General features: G+C 72.7%; 15 protein-coding genes. 9 read left to right on the top strand and 6 right to left on the bottom strand.

Annotated features, from left to right (window positions below):
• Nucleotides 1-21 precede the first annotated feature (21 nt).
• Entirely contained in the window at nt 22-1,353 is a 1,332-nt protein-coding gene (locus ACWD6P_RS08060) for an aminotransferase class I/II-fold pyridoxal phosphate-dependent enzyme (protein ID WP_451443191.1), read from the top strand.
• 638 nt (nt 1,354-1,991) lie between these two features.
• On the opposite strand, the gene ACWD6P_RS08055 is transcribed toward ACWD6P_RS08060, so the two are convergent.
• A complete protein-coding gene (locus tag ACWD6P_RS08055) occupies nt 1,992-3,119 on the bottom strand; it encodes a DMT family transporter (protein ID WP_451443190.1) in 1,128 nt (375 codons plus the stop codon).
• Nucleotides 3,120-3,193: 74 nt separating this feature from the next.
• Here ACWD6P_RS08055 and ACWD6P_RS08050 point away from each other — a divergent pair, with 74 nt between their 5' ends.
• A complete protein-coding gene (locus ACWD6P_RS08050) occupies nt 3,194-4,102 on the top strand; it encodes a LysR family transcriptional regulator (RefSeq protein WP_451443189.1) in 909 nt (302 codons plus the stop codon).
• Between the two features lie 41 nt (nt 4,103-4,143).
• On the opposite strand, the gene ACWD6P_RS08045 is transcribed toward ACWD6P_RS08050, so the two are convergent.
• From ACWD6P_RS08045 to ACWD6P_RS08035, 3 genes are all read right to left on the bottom strand, one after another.
• Nucleotides 4,144-5,622 carry a carboxyl transferase domain-containing protein gene (locus tag ACWD6P_RS08045; protein WP_451443188.1) on the bottom strand — a complete coding sequence of 493 codons (1,479 nt, stop codon included), beginning with the start codon at nt 5,620-5,622 and terminating at the stop codon, nt 4,144-4,146.
• Nucleotides 5,615-7,075 carry an acyl-CoA synthetase gene (locus tag ACWD6P_RS08040; RefSeq protein WP_451443187.1) on the bottom strand — a complete coding sequence of 487 codons (1,461 nt, stop codon included), beginning with the start codon at nt 7,073-7,075 and terminating at the stop codon, nt 5,615-5,617. The genes ACWD6P_RS08045 and ACWD6P_RS08040 overlap by 8 nt, the downstream gene beginning before the upstream one ends.
• Nucleotides 7,076-7,233: 158 nt before the next feature.
• On the bottom strand, nt 7,234-7,698 hold the full coding sequence (locus ACWD6P_RS08035) for a pyridoxamine 5'-phosphate oxidase family protein (RefSeq protein WP_451443186.1): 465 nt from the start codon (nt 7,696-7,698) through the stop codon (nt 7,234-7,236).
• A gap of 214 nt (nt 7,699-7,912) precedes the next feature.
• Here ACWD6P_RS08035 and ACWD6P_RS08030 point away from each other — a divergent pair, with 214 nt between their 5' ends.
• From ACWD6P_RS08030 to ACWD6P_RS08010, 5 genes are all read left to right on the top strand, one after another.
• Nucleotides 7,913-8,560, top strand: a complete 648-nt coding sequence (locus ACWD6P_RS08030) for a cysteine hydrolase (protein WP_451443185.1) — start codon at nt 7,913-7,915, stop codon at nt 8,558-8,560.
• Nucleotides 8,561-8,694: 134 nt separating this feature from the next.
• On the top strand, nt 8,695-9,483 hold the full coding sequence (locus ACWD6P_RS08025) for a CPBP family intramembrane glutamic endopeptidase (protein ID WP_451443184.1): 789 nt from the start codon (nt 8,695-8,697) through the stop codon (nt 9,481-9,483).
• A 10-nt stretch (nt 9,484-9,493) separates the two neighbouring features.
• Nucleotides 9,494-10,768 carry a sensor histidine kinase gene (locus tag ACWD6P_RS08020; protein WP_451443183.1) on the top strand — a complete coding sequence of 425 codons (1,275 nt, stop codon included), beginning with the start codon at nt 9,494-9,496 and terminating at the stop codon, nt 10,766-10,768.
• Nucleotides 10,732-11,382, top strand: a complete 651-nt coding sequence (locus ACWD6P_RS08015) for a response regulator transcription factor (RefSeq protein ID WP_451443182.1) — start codon at nt 10,732-10,734, stop codon at nt 11,380-11,382. The genes ACWD6P_RS08020 and ACWD6P_RS08015 overlap by 37 nt, the downstream gene beginning before the upstream one ends.
• Before the next feature lie 109 nt (nt 11,383-11,491).
• Nucleotides 11,492-12,355, top strand: coding sequence for an aldo/keto reductase (locus tag ACWD6P_RS08010; RefSeq protein ID WP_451443181.1), 864 nt, complete (start codon nt 11,492-11,494; stop codon nt 12,353-12,355).
• A 63-nt stretch (nt 12,356-12,418) separates the two neighbouring features.
• Here the strand turns inward: ACWD6P_RS08010 and ACWD6P_RS08005 are convergent, their stop codons facing one another.
• On the bottom strand, nt 12,419-13,885 hold the full coding sequence (locus ACWD6P_RS08005; RefSeq protein ID WP_451443180.1) for a membrane-associated oxidoreductase: 1,467 nt from the start codon (nt 13,883-13,885) through the stop codon (nt 12,419-12,421).
• Nucleotides 13,886-14,086: 201 nt separating this feature from the next.
• Complete coding sequence (locus ACWD6P_RS08000; RefSeq protein WP_451443216.1) at nt 14,087-14,953, bottom strand: alpha/beta fold hydrolase; 867 nt, start codon at nt 14,951-14,953, stop codon at nt 14,087-14,089.
• A gap of 434 nt (nt 14,954-15,387) precedes the next feature.
• Between ACWD6P_RS08000 and ACWD6P_RS07995 the strand changes: the two genes are divergently transcribed.
• Nucleotides 15,388-15,840 (top strand): hypothetical protein, encoded by a 453-nt coding sequence (locus ACWD6P_RS07995; protein WP_451443179.1) that lies wholly within the window; start codon nt 15,388-15,390, stop codon nt 15,838-15,840.
• Nucleotides 15,840-16,142, top strand: coding sequence for a transcriptional regulator (locus ACWD6P_RS07990; RefSeq protein ID WP_451443178.1), 303 nt, complete (start codon nt 15,840-15,842; stop codon nt 16,140-16,142). The genes ACWD6P_RS07995 and ACWD6P_RS07990 overlap by 1 nt, the downstream gene beginning before the upstream one ends.
• Nucleotides 16,143-16,180: the final 38 nt, after the last annotated feature.

Genomic DNA, 16,180 nt, shown 5'->3' with positions numbered 1-16,180 from the left:
CACTAGTGCATAATTAGTTTTGTGCTAGGAGAGTATCGGATCGAAGGGCGGCGCGCATCGGAGATTGCCGCCAGTGTCGAGCGAGCCATCGGTGCGGGCGAGCTCCAACCAGGCGAAGTCCTGCCCCCGCTCAGGGAGTTGGCGGTCTATCTCGAGGTCAATCCGAATACGGTCGCGGCCGCGTACCGCACGCTTCGCGACCGGGGAGTGATCGAGACAGGCGGCCGCCGTGGCAGCCGTGTGCGCCCCCGCCCCGCGAGCACCTCCCGAGAGGAGCTGCGGGTGGAGGTGCCGCCGGGCGTCCGGGACGCCTCCGACGGCAACCCCGACACCTCCCTGCTGCCTCCGCTCGAAAGGGCCCTGGCCGAGGCCGCGGCGCGCAGCGCACGGAGACCCGTGCTCTATGGCGAGCCGGCCATCGACGGCGAGCTGGCGGCCCTGGCTCGCTCGGCGTTCGCCGCCGACGGTGTGGCGGACGGGCCCATCGCCGTCACCAGCGGTTCGCTGGACGCCATCGAGCGGGTGCTCGCCGCTCATCTGCGGCCCGGTGACACGGTGGCGGTGGAAGACCCGGGGTGGGGCAGTCTGCTGGATCTCATCCCGGCGCTCGGACTGCGCCCCGCTCCGGTCGGGGTGGACGACGACGGCCCGCTGCCCGAGCAGTTGGCCCGCGCCCTCCAGGACGGCGCCCGTGCGGTCGTGATCACGGACCGGGCGCAGAACCCGACGGGAGCCGCCGTCAGCTCCGCCCGCGCCACCGAGCTCCGCACCCTCCTGGCCGGCCACTCCGGCGTCCTGCTCATCGAGGACGACCACGGCCATGGCATCGTCGACCTCCCGCTGCACCCGCTCTCCGGCGTCACCGATCACTGGGCCCTGGTCCGCTCGACGGCCAAGGCCTACGGCCCGGACCTGCGGCTGGCGGTGCTCACCGGTGACGCCGTGACGGTGGACCGGGTGCGGGGCCGGCAGAGCCTGGGGCCGGGCTGGGTCAGCCATCTGCTCCAGGACGCGGTCCTGCATCTGTGGCGGACGTCCGCGATCGATCCGAAAGCGGTGGCCGAGGCGTACGGCCGGCGACGGGACGCACTGATACGCGCCCTCGCGGAGCGCGGGGTGCGCGCCCGGGGCCGCAGCGGTATGAACGTCTGGGTGCCGGTCCCGGACGAGACCGGCGCGGTGGCCCGGCTCCTGCACTCCGGCTGGGCGGTGGCCCCCGGCGCACGCTTCCGCCTGCACTCCCCACCCGGCATCCGCATCACCGTCTCCGGTCTCGGCGACCACGACATCGCCGCCGTGGCCGACGCCGTCGCCGCGGCCACGGGGGTGGGGGAGGCGCGTCGGTACGAGTGAGCGCCGTGCGGCCGCTCGGCTCGCCCGGCCCGCCCGGCGTGGGCCATGCCGTGTGTGTCGCGGGCCGTCAGTGGACGGATGTGGGTGTGGTCGGAGGTAACCAATGCCTGCGGGTGGATGTGGCTGGTTCCTGCGGACGGAAGTGGAGGTGACCAATGCCTGCGGGCGGATGTGGCCGATGAGCACTCACTGGCTCCGGCTCGGCCGCTGGAAGGGGCCGGGCGCTGGGAGAGGCCGGGGACTGGATCCGCGACCGGCTCGGCGATGGGCGCTGGCCGGACTGGGTGGTGGAGAGCGGGGGTGATATCTGCGGCCATGTCTTTCTCTGGCCGGTGGAGGGGATGCCGGAGCCGTACGACGACAAGGGTCCGGTCGGCTATGCGACGAAGGTCTTCGTCACGCCGTCACGCCGTCACGTCGCCGCGCCGCCGCACCGTCACGCCGTCACGCCGGAACGAGGGAGCCGTCCTCGGCGCTGCTCAAAGCGCTGAAGCAGCACTCGCGCAGCGCCGAATTCGACACCCTGACCGTCTGGCCGTCCGGGCGCAGCCGGCCCCGGCCCCGGCCCCTGTACCGGTGTACCGGCTCCGATCACCAGCCTCCGGAGGAGGTGTGGGAATTGGGAGGAGCTGTGGGAGTTACCGCTCGACGGCTGCTGACTTCCGCTGTCGGGGCTGCACACCCCGGTCGCCGGTGGTTCCAGGCGGCGGGGTCGACGGGCGGGCGGAGCGGCGGGGCCTGCTCTGGGTGAGGGCGGCGCCGGCGAGGATGATCAGGGCGCCGATGGGGGTGTTCCAGCTTAGCTGCTCGTCCAGCAGGGCGACTCCCGCGGCGGCGGCGATCACGGGGACGAAGTAGGTGACCATCTGCGCTGTGGTGGGGCCGACCTCGGCGACCAGGCCGTACTGGAGGAGGAAGGCGAAGCCGGTGCCGAGTGCGCCGAGCGCGAAGACGGCGAGCAGCGGGACGATCGGGTAGCCGGTCGGCGCGGTCGTGAACAGGGGGGTCACCACCGCGAGTTGGGCGGTTGCCAGCAGCATCTGGGTGCTGGACATGGACAGGTGGGAGTGTCCGGAGCCGGCCAGGGTGCGGCGGACGTAGATCCAGCCGACGGGGTAGCTGAGCGCGGCGCCGAGCGCCATCGCGGTGCCCGCCAGATCCGTGCCGGCGAAGCCCTGCCAGGCGCCGAGCACGGTCAGCACGCCGAGGAAGCCGATGCCCAGGCCCGCGACCCGCCGGCGGGTGGGCCGGTCCTCGGAGAGCGCGACGACCGACAGTGCCATGCCCCACAGCGGGGAGGTGGCGTTGCAGATGCCGGCCAGTGTGGACGGGATGGTCAGCTCGGCGTAGGCGAAGAGGGAGAACGGCAGGGCGTTGAGGAAGAACGCCGCGACGGTGAGGTGGCCCCAGGTCCGGGCCGAGCGGGGGAGTCGCTCGCGCTTGATCGTGAGGATGGCCAGCAGTACCAGCGCACCGAACGCCAACCGGCCCAGCGTGACCTGGAGCGGCGCGAAGCCCTGAGTGCCCACCTTGATGAAGAGGAAACTGAAGCCCCAGATCAGGGTCAGGACGGCGAAGCGGGTCCGCCAGCCGAGGGCGTGCAGGCGACGTGCGGACCGATTGCCGGAGCCGGGGGAACGCCGGGAGGCCGCGGCGGGCGGTGCTGCCGGGGAGGTCGGCGAGCCGGCGGCCGCCGGGGCGGCGTGCGGCGAGGGGGAGTTGGTGGTGCTGGCGGAGGCGGTGGGTGCGCCTGTGGCGGTGCTCATGCCGTCAACGATGCGGCGTACAACTTCGTAGCACAAGCGAGTTTTCGTGGGGGGTATCGCTTAGTATTGCTTATATGTTGAACCTTGATCGCCTTCGGACGCTGAGTGCGGTCGCCCGCCATGGTTCGGTGAGCGCGGCGGCCGACGGACTGCATGTGACGACCTCGGCCGTCTCGCAGCAGATCGCCAAGCTGGAACGGGAGACCGGACAGCAGCTGCTGGCGAAGAACGGGCGCGGAGTACGGCTGACTGACGCGGGGCGGCTGCTCGCCGATCACGCGGTGCGCATCCTGTCCCAGGTCGAGCTGGCGCAGGCCGAGTTGGAGGCGCATCGCGGCCAGGCGGTGGGCGAGCTGCGGCTGGCCGCATTTCCCACCGCGGCCCGGGGACTCTTCCCGTCCGCGCTCGCCGCTCTCCGTGCCGAGCACCCCCAGCTGCGCGCGGGGCTGACGGAGCTGGAGCCGGACGCGTCGGTGCGCGGCGTGGTGCGCGGCGATTTCGATCTCGCGGTGGTCCTCGACTGGTACAACCGGCCGCTGTCCCTGCCCGAGGGGCTGGCGAAGGCCCCGCTCCTGGACGATCCGGCCGATGTCGCGATGCCCTCGGCGCATCCGCTGGCCCGGCGGGATTCGGTGGAGCTGGAGCAGTTCGCGGACGACGAGTGGATCTCCTGGCCGCAGGGGGAGTTCTGCAACGAATGGCTGATGTTCACGCTGCGCAGCAAGGGCGTTGAGCCGCGCATCGCGCATATGGCGGAGGAGCACGGCACCCAACTCGCCCTGATCGCGGCGGGGCTGGGCGTCGCGGTGGCCCCGCGCCTGGGGCGCGGACCGGTGCCGGACGGGGTGAGCGTGGTGCCCGTACGCCATACGATGCGCCGCCATGTGTACGCCATCTGGCGCGCCGACGCGGACCGCAGGCCCTCCATCCGGGCCGCGGTGGCGGCGCTCCGCACGGCGGGAAAGAAGCTGGAGAGCTGCTGACACACACGCGCTGCCGGCAGCCGTGGGCCTGCGCCCCCCGCTCAGCTCCGGTCCGCTTCAGTCCCCGTCCCCGCCCCCGTCCCCGGCGTCGGAGCCGGAGCCGGGGGGACGATAGCGCGGATGACGTCCAGCTCCAGCAAGTCCTGCGGGCGGATGCGGAGTTGGTCGGCCGTCTCGTGTACCTGCCCTTCGTCGCGCTTGAGGATGGCGGCGGCCAGTTCCGGAGCGATCACGGAGAAGTAGCTGTCCGGTGTCGCCCAGAGCCGTCCCGGCGCGGCCAGCGCCAGTGCGCCGCCCGAACCGCCCTCGCCGATGAGCAGGGATGTCACCGGGACGCGGGCGGTGGCGAGCGCCGCGAAGGTGCCGGCGATCGCGGCGCCGGCGCCGGCCCGCTCGGCCGCCGCGTCGTTCGCGGCGCCCGGGGTGTCCACGAGGGTGAGGACCGGAATGCCGAGCCGGTCCGCCAGCTGGACGAGGCGGGTGGCGGTACGGAAGCCGGCCGGGCGGATGGCCGTACCGCACTGGGCGGCGAAGGCGATGGTGCGGCCGCCGCGATGGCCGAATCCGCAGCGTATGCCGGGGTCGACGCCGCCGCAGCGGTCGCCGCTGATCTCCTCCCGGTCGTCGAAGTACGCCTCCAGATAGGCCTCGGCGCGCGGCCGCCGGGCGTCGCGGGCACGGACCACCGCACCCCAGCCGGTCTCCGGCAGCTCCGGCGCGCCCAGTGCCTGGGGCGGGGGAGCCGCTTCGGCGGACTGGCCGCCGGCCTCCTCCGGGGCGCACAGCAGCCGCAGCCACCGCTGGAGCGTGGCACGCAGCCGGTCGGGCGGAACGACGGCGTCGATCTGGCCGGACGCCAGCTGTCCCTCGGCGCAGTAGGCGGAGGGATCGGCGTCCGGGGGGCGTACCCGCGAGCCGGCGAAGCCGATCTGGGCCCCGGGGAGCGCAAGGATCACGTCGGCGGACGCCCCGAGGGTCGCCCAGCCGCCACCGGTCGTGGGGTCGCGGAGGACGGCGATCTGCACCAGCCCCGCGGCGCGGTTCAGCGCCGACTGCCGGGCCACCCGCTGGAGCTGGGACAGCGCGCGCATGCCCTCCTGCATCCGGCTGCCGCCCGTGGCGATCAGCGACACGACCGGCAGGCCCCGTTCCCGGGCCTCGGTGTAGGCGGCCTCCAGGCGGTCGCCGGTGCGCTCGCCCAGGGAGCCGCCCAGATAGCGGAACTCGAAGGAGAGCACGACCGCTTCCGTGCCGCCGATCGTGGCCAGGGCCGTGACGACCGACTCGTCCTCGCCGGTCCGCGCCCGGGCGCACGCTCGCGCATCGTCATAGCCGCGCCAGCCGAGCGGCCCGTCCGGCACCAGGGGCGCCGGGGACGGCGCTGCGGCCCGTGATCCGTACGCCGCCCGCGACGGTGCCCGGGGGCCGTCCGGCCCGGTGAGCTCGGTGTACGTGTCCGCGACCGCGGCGAGGGCCTGACGGGCGGTCAGCCGCGTGCAGGGAAGGCCTCCGTCACGCACGGAGCTCTCGCTTCATGATCTTGCCCATGTCGTTGCGCGGCAGCGCGTCCAGGAAGTGCACGGTGCGGGGGCGCTTGTGGGGCGCGAGCTGGCGGGCGACATGGTCGGCGAGCTCCTCGCCGGACGGTGGCGGACCGGCGTCCGGGCCGGTCTCCGCCACGATCCAGGCGACGATCCGCTCGCCGAGATCCTCGTCGGGCGCACCCGTGACGGCCGCCTCGGCCACTCCCGGGTGCGCCAGCAGCGCGTTCTCGATCTCGCCCGCGCCGATCTTGTAGCCGCCGCTCTTGATCAGGTCGGTGGCCTTGCGGCCGACGATGCGGTAGTTCCCGGCGGCGTCGCGGACGGCCATATCGCCCGTACGAAACCATCCGCCGTCGAAGGCGGCGGCGGTGGCGTCGGGGCGGTTGAGGTACTCGACGAAGAGGTTCGGGCCGCGGACCTGGATCTCGCCGACCGTCTCGCCGTCGCCGCCCTCGATGGCCCGGCCCGCATCGTCGACCAGCCGGACGTACACACCCGGCAGCGGCACCCCGACCGTGCCCGCGGCGTCCGGGCCGTCCGCCCGCACGCTGGTGTTCATGAGCGTCTCCGTCATGCCGTAGCGCTCGATCACCCGCCGGCCGGCGGCCGCCGCGATCCGCTCATGATCGGTCAGCGGCAGCGCGGCCGAACCGGAGACCAGCAGCCGGGCCCGGGACAGCGCCTTGGCCAGCGCGGGATCACGCCCGGCCTCGGCGGCCAGGCGGTGGTACATCGTCGGCACACCGAACAGCATCGTGCCCTCCGCCAGCAGCTCCCGGGCGACCGCGTCGGTGCTGAAACGCCCCAGGTGATGGACGCTGCCGCCGCGCCGCAGCGGTCCGAGGACGCCGAGGATCAGACCGTGGACATGGAACAGCGGCAGGGCATGGACGAGCACATCGTCGGCGGTCCACTGCCAGGCGTCCTGGAGGGCGTCGAGGGTGTGCGCGATGGCGCGGCGGGGGAGGACCACGCCCTTGGGCGGCCCTGTCGTGCCGGAGGTGTAGACGATCAGGGCCGGGGCCTCGTCGCCCGGTTCGTGCGGCAGCGGGACCGGCCCGCTTCCCTCGGGGGGCTCGGTGGCGTCGATGTCGATACGGGGCAGCGCGGCGAGCGGACCCGGGAGGCCGGCGTCCGGCTCGGCCAGGACGAGCGACGGCGCGCTGTCCGCCACGATGTGCGCCAGCTCGCTCTCACCGATCTTCGGATTCACCGGTACGGCGGCCACTCCGGCGAGCAGCGCGGCCACCACGCCGACCGAGGTCTCCAGCGTCGGCGTCGCCCAGATCGCGATCCGGGTCTCGCCGGTGATCCGCTCGGCGAGCGCACCCGCCACCGACGCCAGTTGGCGGTGGCTGAGGGCGCGGTCGCCGAAGCGCAGCGCGGGCGCGGGCGAACCGTCGCGCAGTGCGGGGAAGAGCACGTTCACCGGGTCTCCTTCGTCCTCGTCGGCGCCCGGCCCGGGCGGCCGGGCCACCCCGGCTCCGGCACCGGCACGGTGCGCAGCGGGCTGACCTACACCACTCTCGCAGAGACCACTGACAACGCGATCACCGCACGGCGGACACCGGCCGCGCCGGCGCGTGCTCACCCCGGGATTTTGCGGAAGTCCCAGGACGCGACGGACTCCGGCGCCAGCCGCAGCCAGGCGTGCCGGCCGTCGTGCGGCATCTCGGCCGTCCCGAAGTACTTCTGCGCGAACCGCCGCTCAGGAACGTCCAGTTCAGGGCAGATCTCACCGGTGCGCGGCGCCTCGCCGACGAACTGCGCGCGGCCCGCCAGCTCGGCGCCGCGCAGCTCGCCGTACTCCTGCCCGTCGTCGACGACCACCGCGATCCGCGGATCCTTGCGCAGCTGGGCCCACCGCTTGCTGCGCGTGATCGAGTACAGCCACAGCGCCGTCCCGTCCCAGACGAACCACAGCGCCCCGGCATGCGGTGCCCCGTCGCCGCCGACCGTCGCGACCCGGCAGGTGCGCTGCTCGGTGAGGAACGCGTCCAGCTCGCCCCGCGTCATCATGATCCGGCGCCCGCGCCGCTGTGTGTCGGTCATCGCCATCGCCTCCGTTTGCGTACCGCTCGCCTGCCTGCCCCGACGACTTGCTGCTTCCCCGCAGCGCCGAACCTGCCCACTTCCCGGCCGTCCTGACGCTGCGTCAGAAATCATGGAGGCTCTTCCTGACGGACGCAATGCCCGATACCCTCGCCCGCCTCGAACCGTCCCGCCAGGGGCTGGCCCCCGCCAGGGACCACCAGAGAGGAACGCGATGCCTCCGGACGCCGCACGGCTCGCCGAACAACTGGACCCGGCCTCGACGGTGCTGCTCACCGTCGAGTGCCAGCGCGGAGTGGTCGGCCCGGACAGCGCACTGCCCGAACTGGCCGATACCGCCCGCACATCAGGCGCGCTGGCGAACATCGCCCGCCTGGTGGCGGCCGCGCACGACGCCCGGGTCCAGGTGCTGCACGCCGTCGCCGAACGCCGCCCCGACGGGCGCGGTGCCAGCCACAACGCCCGCCTGTTCAAGGCGGCCGGGAAACTGCCCGTCCAGCAGATCATCGGGTCCACGGCGGTCCGCATCGCCGATCCGATACCGGTCTCGCAGGACGACCTGGTGGTGCGCAGACTGCACGGCCTCTCACCGATCGCCGGCACCGATGTGGACGCGCTGCTGCGCAACTTCGGGTGCCGGACGCTGGTCGTCACCGGCGTATCGGCGAATGTGGCGATCCCCAATGCGGTGTTCGACGCGGTCAACCTCGGCTACACCGCCGTGGTACCGGCGGACGCCATCGCCGGAGTACCGGCCGACTACACCCCCGCCATGGTCCGCCACACCCTCGCCCTGGTCGCCACCGTCACCACCACCAAGGACGTCCTGACCACCTGGCGGCGACCACGCCGCGGCCGCTGACCCGGGGCGGCGGCCAGGGAAGAGACCGCCGCCAGGACCGTGAGTGCCGCACACCCAGGGGTGTACCCAGATACACCCCTGCCCGGCATCCAGGTCCAATGGCGAGGGCCCCGCACAGCGGCATCGTCGGTGCCATGCGAATGACACCTGTGGACATCAGGGTGATGGTCTCGTTCCTCGCCGTCACCTTCCTCGCGGCCGGTGTGCTGGGCGCGGTCCAGCCCCTGACACGGATGCCCGTCGAGGTCGTCCAGCTGACCCAGTTCGGGCCTGCCCTCGGGGTGGGCGTCGCCGCGGTGCTGTGGCCGCGGCGCGTACGGGCGCTGCTCACCGGCGGCCGCCCGGGGCGCGGCCGCCGCGGGGCGCTCCTGATAGTGACGGCGCCGCTGATCATCGCGGTGAGTGCCGCCGGGTACGCGGCGCTCGGCGGGGACGCGCGGTGCACACGCCCGGACGCCCCGTTCGCGCTGATCGCCACGGCGCAGCTGATCGGCGCGTGCGGCGAGGAGATCGGCTGGCGCTGCCTCCTGCAGCCGCTGCTGCGCACCCGCTTCGGTCCCCTCGCGGCCTCGACGGCGGTCGGCACGGCGTGGGGCGTCTGGCACGTCCAGGTCTTCGCCCAACACCCGGTGTATGCCGGGGCGTTCCTGGTGGCAGCGGTGTCCATGTCGGTCGTGATGGGCTGGGCCCTTGACGGGGCGCGGGCTTCCCGGCTGCTGCTCGCGGGGGGCTTCCACGCGCTGATCAACCTCGGCATGCTGCTGTTCATGGACGAGGAGTCCGGCACGGTCCTGCCCATGGTGCTGTTCGGCGCGTCGTGCCTGACGGCGGCGGCCCTGTGGACCTGGTTGAGCCCGCACCGGGGGTGGGCGACGGTGTCGTCACCGGCTAAGCTCCCCCCGATCATGGAAGATGTTCGATAAGCCGCGGAAGGTGTTCGACAGGCCCCGCGCGGTCCTCTCGCGCGCCTGTGCCGCCGTCGGGCGGTGCCAGCTGGCGAGTCTGCACGCGCTCGCGGTGTCGGCGGCCGGCTCACTGGTGGTGCTCGCCGTGCTGCTGCTGCCGGTGGGCGTCGGCTTCCGGCTGCTGCCGCCCGCCGCGCGGGCCCTGCGCGCGCTGTCCGACCGCGCCCGCTCGCGCGCCGCGACATGGACGGGTGTCCAGATCAGCCCGCCCGAGCCGCTGCCCGCGGACCGTGACCTCACCGCCCGCAAGAGGTCGGGCGCGATCCTGGCCGATGAGGGGTTCTGGCGCGATCTGGCGTGGGCGTGGCTGGAACCGGTGACGGGAGGCCTCCTGGTCGCCGTCCCCCTCGCCCTGGTCGAGTACGGGGCGTTCGGCGCACTGGTGCAGCCGTTCATCTGGCGGTACGTCAACGACGGCAACTGGTACGCGTTCGTCCCGGTGCACACCACCGCGACCATGCTCGCCGCGCTGGTCCTGGGGCTCGCCTTCATGGCCGCCGGCCTGCTTGCCGCCCCCGCCGTGCTCCGGTGGCATGCCCGGATGGGCCGGACGCTGCTCGCCGCTCCGCGCAGCACCCGGCTCACCCGTCGGATCGAGCGGCTCACCGACACCCGGAGCCGGGCCCTGGACACCCTGGCCGCCGAGCTGCGGCGCGTCGAACGGGACCTGCACGACGGCGCGCAGGCCCGGCTGGTCGCCCTGGGGATGACGCTGGACCGGGCCACCCGTCTGCTGGAGACGGACCCGCCGGCCGGACGCGCGCTCCTGCTGGACGTCCGCAGCACGGCCGAGCGGGCCCTGCAGGACCTGCGCGACCTGGTCCACGGCATCCACCCGCCGGTCCTCGCCGACCGGGGCCTCGGTGACGCGGTGCGGTCGCTGGCGCTCGACAGCTTCCTCGACGTGCACGTCGAGGCACGGCTGCCGGGCCGGCTCCCCGCCCCCGTCGAGTCCGCGGCCTACTTCGCGGTGAGCGAGGCGCTGACGAACGCCGCGAAGCACTCCGGAGCCCGCGAGGTCCGCATCGTCCTGGCGCACGAGGACGGCCTGCTGCGCATGGACGTCACCGACGACGGCCACGGCGGCGCCGACCCCTCCCGGGGTACCGGGCTGGCCGGCGTGCGGCAGCGGTTGGATACCTTCGACGGCACCCTCGCCCTGCACAGCCCGCAGGGCGGACCCACCACCGTGACGATGGAGATTCCGTGCGCGTTGTCCTCGCCGAAGACCTCTTCCTGCTGAGGGACGGTCTGACCCGCACACTCCAGGAGCACGGCTGCGAGGTCGTGGCGGTGGACAACGGCCCGTCCCTCCTGCGCGCGCTGCTCGACGAGGGGGACGCGGCACCGGATGTCGCGGTGGTGGACGTGCGGCTGCCGCCGACCTTCACCGACGAGGGACTGCAGGCGGCCCTGGAAGCCCGTCGCCGGCGGCCCGGTCTGCCCGTCCTCGTCCTGTCCCAGTACGTCGAGCAGCTCTACGCCAACGAGTTGCTGGCCGGGGGAGAGGGCGGCGTCGGGTATCTGCTCAAGGACCGGGTCACCCACACCGAGCAGTTCCACGACGCGGTCCGCCGGGTCGCCGCCGGCGGCACGGTGATGGACCCCCAGGTCATCTCCCGTCTGCTGTCGCGCGGCGATGCCCGCGGGACGATCGACAGCCTGACGCCACGCGAACGCGACGTCCTGGAACTGATGGCGGAGGGCAGATCGAACGCCGCCATCGCCAACGGTCTGCACATCAGCGAGAGCGCCGTCGCCAAGCACACCGCCGGCATCTTCACCAAGCTCCGGATCAGCCCGTCGGCCGACGACAACCGCCGAGTGCTGGCCGTTCTGGCCTATCTCAAGGGCTGAGCCCGACGGTGCGCCGGCGCTTCCCGGCCCGGCGGGGCGCTGCCGGGCCGCGGCGGTCCCGGCGCGGACGCTTCGGTATGGTCGGGCGGTCAAGGGGGAGACAGACACGATGACTTCACAGGCACCGAAGGCACCGGACACGACGAGCACATTCTCCGTCGGAGGCGAATTCCCGGTCACCCGGCTCGGGTTCGGGGCCATGCGCCTGGCGACCGAGCCGGCCGCCGACCGGGACGCCGCCATCGCCGTGGCCCGGCGGGCCGTCGAACTGGGTGTCACACTGATCGACACCGCGCATCTGTACGGCTGGGGCGCCAACGAGGAACTCCTCGCGGAGGCCCTGCACCCCTACCCGGACGACCTGCTGATCACCACCAAGGTCGGCGTCACGCGTGGCGGTCCCGAAGGGTGGGCGTACGACGCACGGCCGGAGAGCCTGCGCAGGCAGGTCGAACAGGGCCTGCGCCGGCTCCGGACCGAGCGCGTCGGCCTGCTCCAACTGCATCGGATCGACCCGGAAGTTCCCGTGGCCGAACAGATCGGCGCGCTCCGCGAACTCCAGCAGGAGGGGAAGATCGGCCACATCGGGCTGTCCGAGGTCACCACCGCGCAACTCGCCGAGGCCCGGCGGACCGCCGAGATCGCCAGCGTGCAGAACCGCTACAACCTCCTCGACCGCGAGCACGAGCCCGTCGTGCAGGCCTGTGAGGAGGCCGGGATCGCCGTGCTTCCCTGGCGCCCGGTCGCCGCGGCGGACACCGGCCCGACACCGGCGCTCGACGCCGTCACCGCCGAACTCGGCGCCACCGTCCCGCAGGTACTGCTGGCCTGGCTGCTCGCCCGTTCCCCCGTCATGCTGCCGATCCCCGGAACCGGCTCGCTCGCCCACCTGGAGGAGAACCTCGCCGCGGCGGACCTCCGGCTGACCGACTCCCAACGGCAACGGCTGGACCGGATGGCCCCGCCCGCCTGAAACGGGCCGCCCACCCGCCTCTCGGAGGCGGCCCCGCGCGGTTTTCGCGCGTTCTGGAGGGGCTCATTGGCGGCTGACCGTACGGGTCACGCCCGCGACGATGGTCGTCGCCAGGATCCAGCCGGTGATGATCAGGGCGTACGACAGCCACTGGTGCCAGCCGTGCGGGGCGAACGCTGACTCCTGGCCGAAGTTGATGACCGGCAGGAGCAGGTCGAGGGTGTAGAAGACGGGGTTGAAGTCAGGGGCCTCGTCCGCCTTGACGGGGCGCGGGTGGTCCAGGCCGTACGCGATCGAGCCGACGGCCATGAGGGACAGCAGCCAGACGGCCGCGCGCAACGGGCGGAAGCCGTAGCCGACGGTGGCGTCCTGGACGAACCCCCACAGCCGTCCGTACCAGGGGAGCGTGGTGCGTCGGCGGCGCTGCTTGGCGAGGTGGACGAGTCGGGCCGCGTCGTCGTCGCCGACGCGGCGGTAGGCCGCCATCAACTGCTCGTAGCCGTGCGGCTCGTACCGGTCGCCGTCCCGCTCCAGCATCGGCAGCCGGCGCTCGGCCGGCTCGTGCGGGGCGAGCACGGTGTAGGTGAGATTGCTGAGGTACACCTGGTCCGGCAGCATCTCCGGTTCAAGGGTCAGGATCTCTATCTGAGAACGCCGTAGATTCAGGGCGCCCTCGATGCGCTCGCCCCTGCGCAGCCAGAGTTCACCGATGACACAACTGCTCGCCCGCAGTGCCGTGTCGCCCGGATGCGACAGACGGGCGTGGAGCAGGTCGAGACGGCCCGATATGCGCGAGCCCCGGAGCTCGACCCGGCCCCGCGCACGGACACACCGCGCCCGTACATGGGCTCCCACGCTGAGGTTCTGTGCGTCCAGCGCGGTGCCGTCGGGCTTGTCGAACTCGGCGTCCTGAACGTTGATCCGCCCGGCGACGGAGGCGCCGGTGAGCCGGACCTGTCCGTGCGCGCGCATCTCCGGCGCCCACAAGTCGTCCCCGATCGAGGCCTGGTTGAGCTGCAGCACCGGTTCGGAGTCGTCCGGCGCCGTGAACTGCGCCCGTTCCATGAACAGCGCCCCGGACACCTGCGCCCCGCCCAGCCGCACCGGCCCGCACATACGGCAGTCCGTCAACCGCAGCACCCCCTCGACCCGCAAGGTCCCCGAGGTCAGGCCCGGCAGCACGGACTTGCTCAGATTGAGCTGGCGCAGCTGGGCGCCGTACAGGTCGGGAACGCCGTCGAAGTGGCAGTGGCTGAGCCGGATGGCGGCGTCGATCGTGGCGTACTTCAGGTCCAGTACGCCGGTGATCCGCGCCCCCGCGATCTTGAGCGCGGCGATCTCCCCCTCCTCCTGCGGAGCCCTGAGCAGCAGCGCCCGCAGCACACCGGCCCGTACGGTCCGCTCGGCGCCCCAGGTGCTGCCGAGCGCCGGATCCTCGTCCTCGGCGGTGCGGAAGTCCACGGATTCGCCCCGCGGAAAGGCCCGCCATATCCGCACCTCGGCCGGCGTCAGATCGATGGTCTCGCTCACGCCGGGACTCTGACGTGCGGCGTTCGGGCTGTCAACTGCCGTACGGAGCAGACCGGGCCGGGTGCGCCATCCATGGCTCCCCGGCCCTCGCACGGGCGGTGCCGCCGCGGGACAGCGGCGGCACGGAGCCGTCGGCGGAGGCCTGGCGACACCGGCGTGTACGTGCGATCACGCGCGGCATCGCCGACCTGGCCCCAGGGCTCAGGTCGCGGGGACCGCACCCGGCGTTGCGAGTTCACCCAGGACCCGGGCCGCCGGTGCCGGGTCGACCAGCCACTTCAGGTGGCTGCCCGCAAGGGTGCGGACGTCGTACGGGTTGTCCGGCGTCAGCGCGTTGCCCTCGCGGATCAGCCGGTCCTGCAGGGCGAGCGGCAGGCTCGTGTCGTCGGCCAGGCGGACATAGGTCTTGGGGATCCGGCCCCAGGTCGCGGCCTGCGCCCGGTCGGCGGCGGTGCCGACGTCCAGGTTCTCGTCGGGCTGGAAGGTGTTCAGGAAGGTCAGGAACTCCTCGTCGGTGCCGTCGGCGAGGAAGGCCGCCTTGAACGCCGCGAGGGCGCCCGGGTCCGCGGTGCGGAAGTTGACGCGGAGCAGACCGAGTTCGGCCGGGTTGCCGGCCATCGCCTGGCCCAGGGCAGCGGCGTCGACCGTGGCCATCTCCGGCTCGGCGTAGTACTCGCCGACTTCGAGATCGACGGGGCACCAGGCCGAGACGTAGACGATGCGGTCGATCAGGTCCGGCCGCGCGTTGGCCGCCGCGGTGGCCGTGATGCCGCCGCGGCTGTGGGAGACGAGGATCACCGGCCCGTTCTGCTTGGCCCGTTCGAGGATCCCGATCAGGTGCGCGGCATTGTCGGCGAGCGTGACGCCCTTGATCGAGCCGGGCGCCGTGGCGAGCCCTTCGAGATCCTGCGGTGCCTGATAGGCGCCCGTGTAGGTCGCCCCGAAACCATGGCCGGGCAGGTCGACGGCGACCGAACGGTGCCCGAGGAGGCCGAGTTCGGCCTGGAGGGGTGCGAAGGAGAAGGAGTTCGCGAAAGCTCCGTGAACCAGTACGAACGTCGGTTGCATCTGTGTACTCACTTTCTTCGCCCTACGGGGCCGGTGGCACGCGCCGTCGGCACCCGGCACCACGGGCCACCTCGCGGCCACGGAACGGATCGTCGGCTGCGCACTGTCCTCGCCGTATGGCGTCTTCGTGCGTGGTGGGCGCCACGCGGTCGAGAGCAGAGCGCCGAGGCGCAGTGCGGACGATTGTTCGGTGCCCGAGGGCGCACGCTACCTTGCGGAAGATCATCCGCACTACCCATATGGGCCCTTTCCTGTGCGCATGGCTCCACCCCGCAGGCCCTGACCGTGGTTCATCTCGGCGCCGCGGCGGTACGCATCGTCCCTGCCTCCCCATGCGCCACGCCGCATCACACGCACCTTCTTTCCTGCGAGGAAAGAAGGTGGTACTTTCCTCTCAAGAAAGTACCTCGACGGCTTGATGACTAGGGACGCTCATGACCTCCTTCGATGCCCAGACCGCGCTCGACGCCATACACCACCGCCAGGAACAGACCCGTGACGAGTACGTGCGCCAGGCCTCCTCCGGTGCGTACGGACTCATCGCGGCGCTGGGCGTGTTCGCCTCGTGTGCCTCCGTCGATCTGCCCAGGCCCTGGCACCTCGTCGCCATGCTGGTGGGGGACGGGCTGATCGTGGGCGCACTGCTGGTGCAGTACCGCCGGGCCCGGGTGCGCAGGAAGCAGACGCGCGCGGAGGTGCTGTTCACCGCGTGGCTGGCGGCAGTTGTGGTCGCGGTCCTCGTCGCGGCAGTGGTCGGCTTCCGCTTGGCCGGTCTGCCGAACCCCTCCATGGCCGCCGCGGCCGTCGCCGCCCTGGCGACACTGGTGGCCACGTATGCGAGCCGGCCGGTCCTCAAGAAGATCGCCAGGAGAGGAGACTGCGGCTGATGGACCCGGACTTCGATGAGTTTCTGCACGTTCCGGCCCGGCTCTCGATCGTCGCGCTGCTGGCGCCGGCCGATTGGGTGGAATTCGGCTTCGTACGGGACTCCGTGGGCACCAGCGACTCGGCCTTGTCCAAGCAGATCGCCGCGCTGGCGGACGCCGGCTATGCCGAGGTGCGCAAGACGCGGAACCACACGGGACGCCATACGCACCTCCGGCTCACCGCGCACGGGCGGCAGGCGTTCCGGCGGCACGCCGCGGCCCTGGAAAGGATCGTGGCGGCGGCGCGCGGGCCACAGGAGTGAGGAATACGGCGACGCGGCAGACGGTGACGCCGCGCCCG

This window comes from Streptomyces sp. NPDC002446 (assembly GCF_053595675.1).
This window is presented reverse-complemented; position numbering and strand designations above follow the sequence as displayed.

What these genes read in the sequence shown, in the direction of transcription:
- ACWD6P_RS08055 (WP_451443190.1), bottom strand. Translation starts at nt 3,119, where the DNA reads ATGAGCACCGCCACAGGCGCACCCACCGCCTCCGCCAGCACCACCAAC.
- ACWD6P_RS08050 (WP_451443189.1), top strand. Translation starts at nt 3,194, where the DNA reads ATGTTGAACCTTGATCGCCTTCGGACGCTGAGTGCGGTCGCCCGCCAT.
- ACWD6P_RS08035 (WP_451443186.1), bottom strand. Translation starts at nt 7,698, where the DNA reads ATGACCGACACACAGCGGCGCGGGCGCCGGATCATGATGACGCGGGGC.
- ACWD6P_RS08030 (WP_451443185.1), top strand. Translation starts at nt 7,913, where the DNA reads ATGCCTCCGGACGCCGCACGGCTCGCCGAACAACTGGACCCGGCCTCG.
- ACWD6P_RS08025 (WP_451443184.1), top strand. Translation starts at nt 8,695, where the DNA reads ATGCGAATGACACCTGTGGACATCAGGGTGATGGTCTCGTTCCTCGCC.
- ACWD6P_RS08010 (WP_451443181.1), top strand. Translation starts at nt 11,492, where the DNA reads ATGACTTCACAGGCACCGAAGGCACCGGACACGACGAGCACATTCTCC.
- ACWD6P_RS08000 (WP_451443216.1), bottom strand. Translation starts at nt 14,953, where the DNA reads ATGCAACCGACGTTCGTACTGGTTCACGGAGCTTTCGCGAACTCCTTC.
- ACWD6P_RS07995 (WP_451443179.1), top strand. Translation starts at nt 15,388, where the DNA reads ATGACCTCCTTCGATGCCCAGACCGCGCTCGACGCCATACACCACCGC.
- ACWD6P_RS07990 (WP_451443178.1), top strand. Translation starts at nt 15,840, where the DNA reads ATGGACCCGGACTTCGATGAGTTTCTGCACGTTCCGGCCCGGCTCTCG.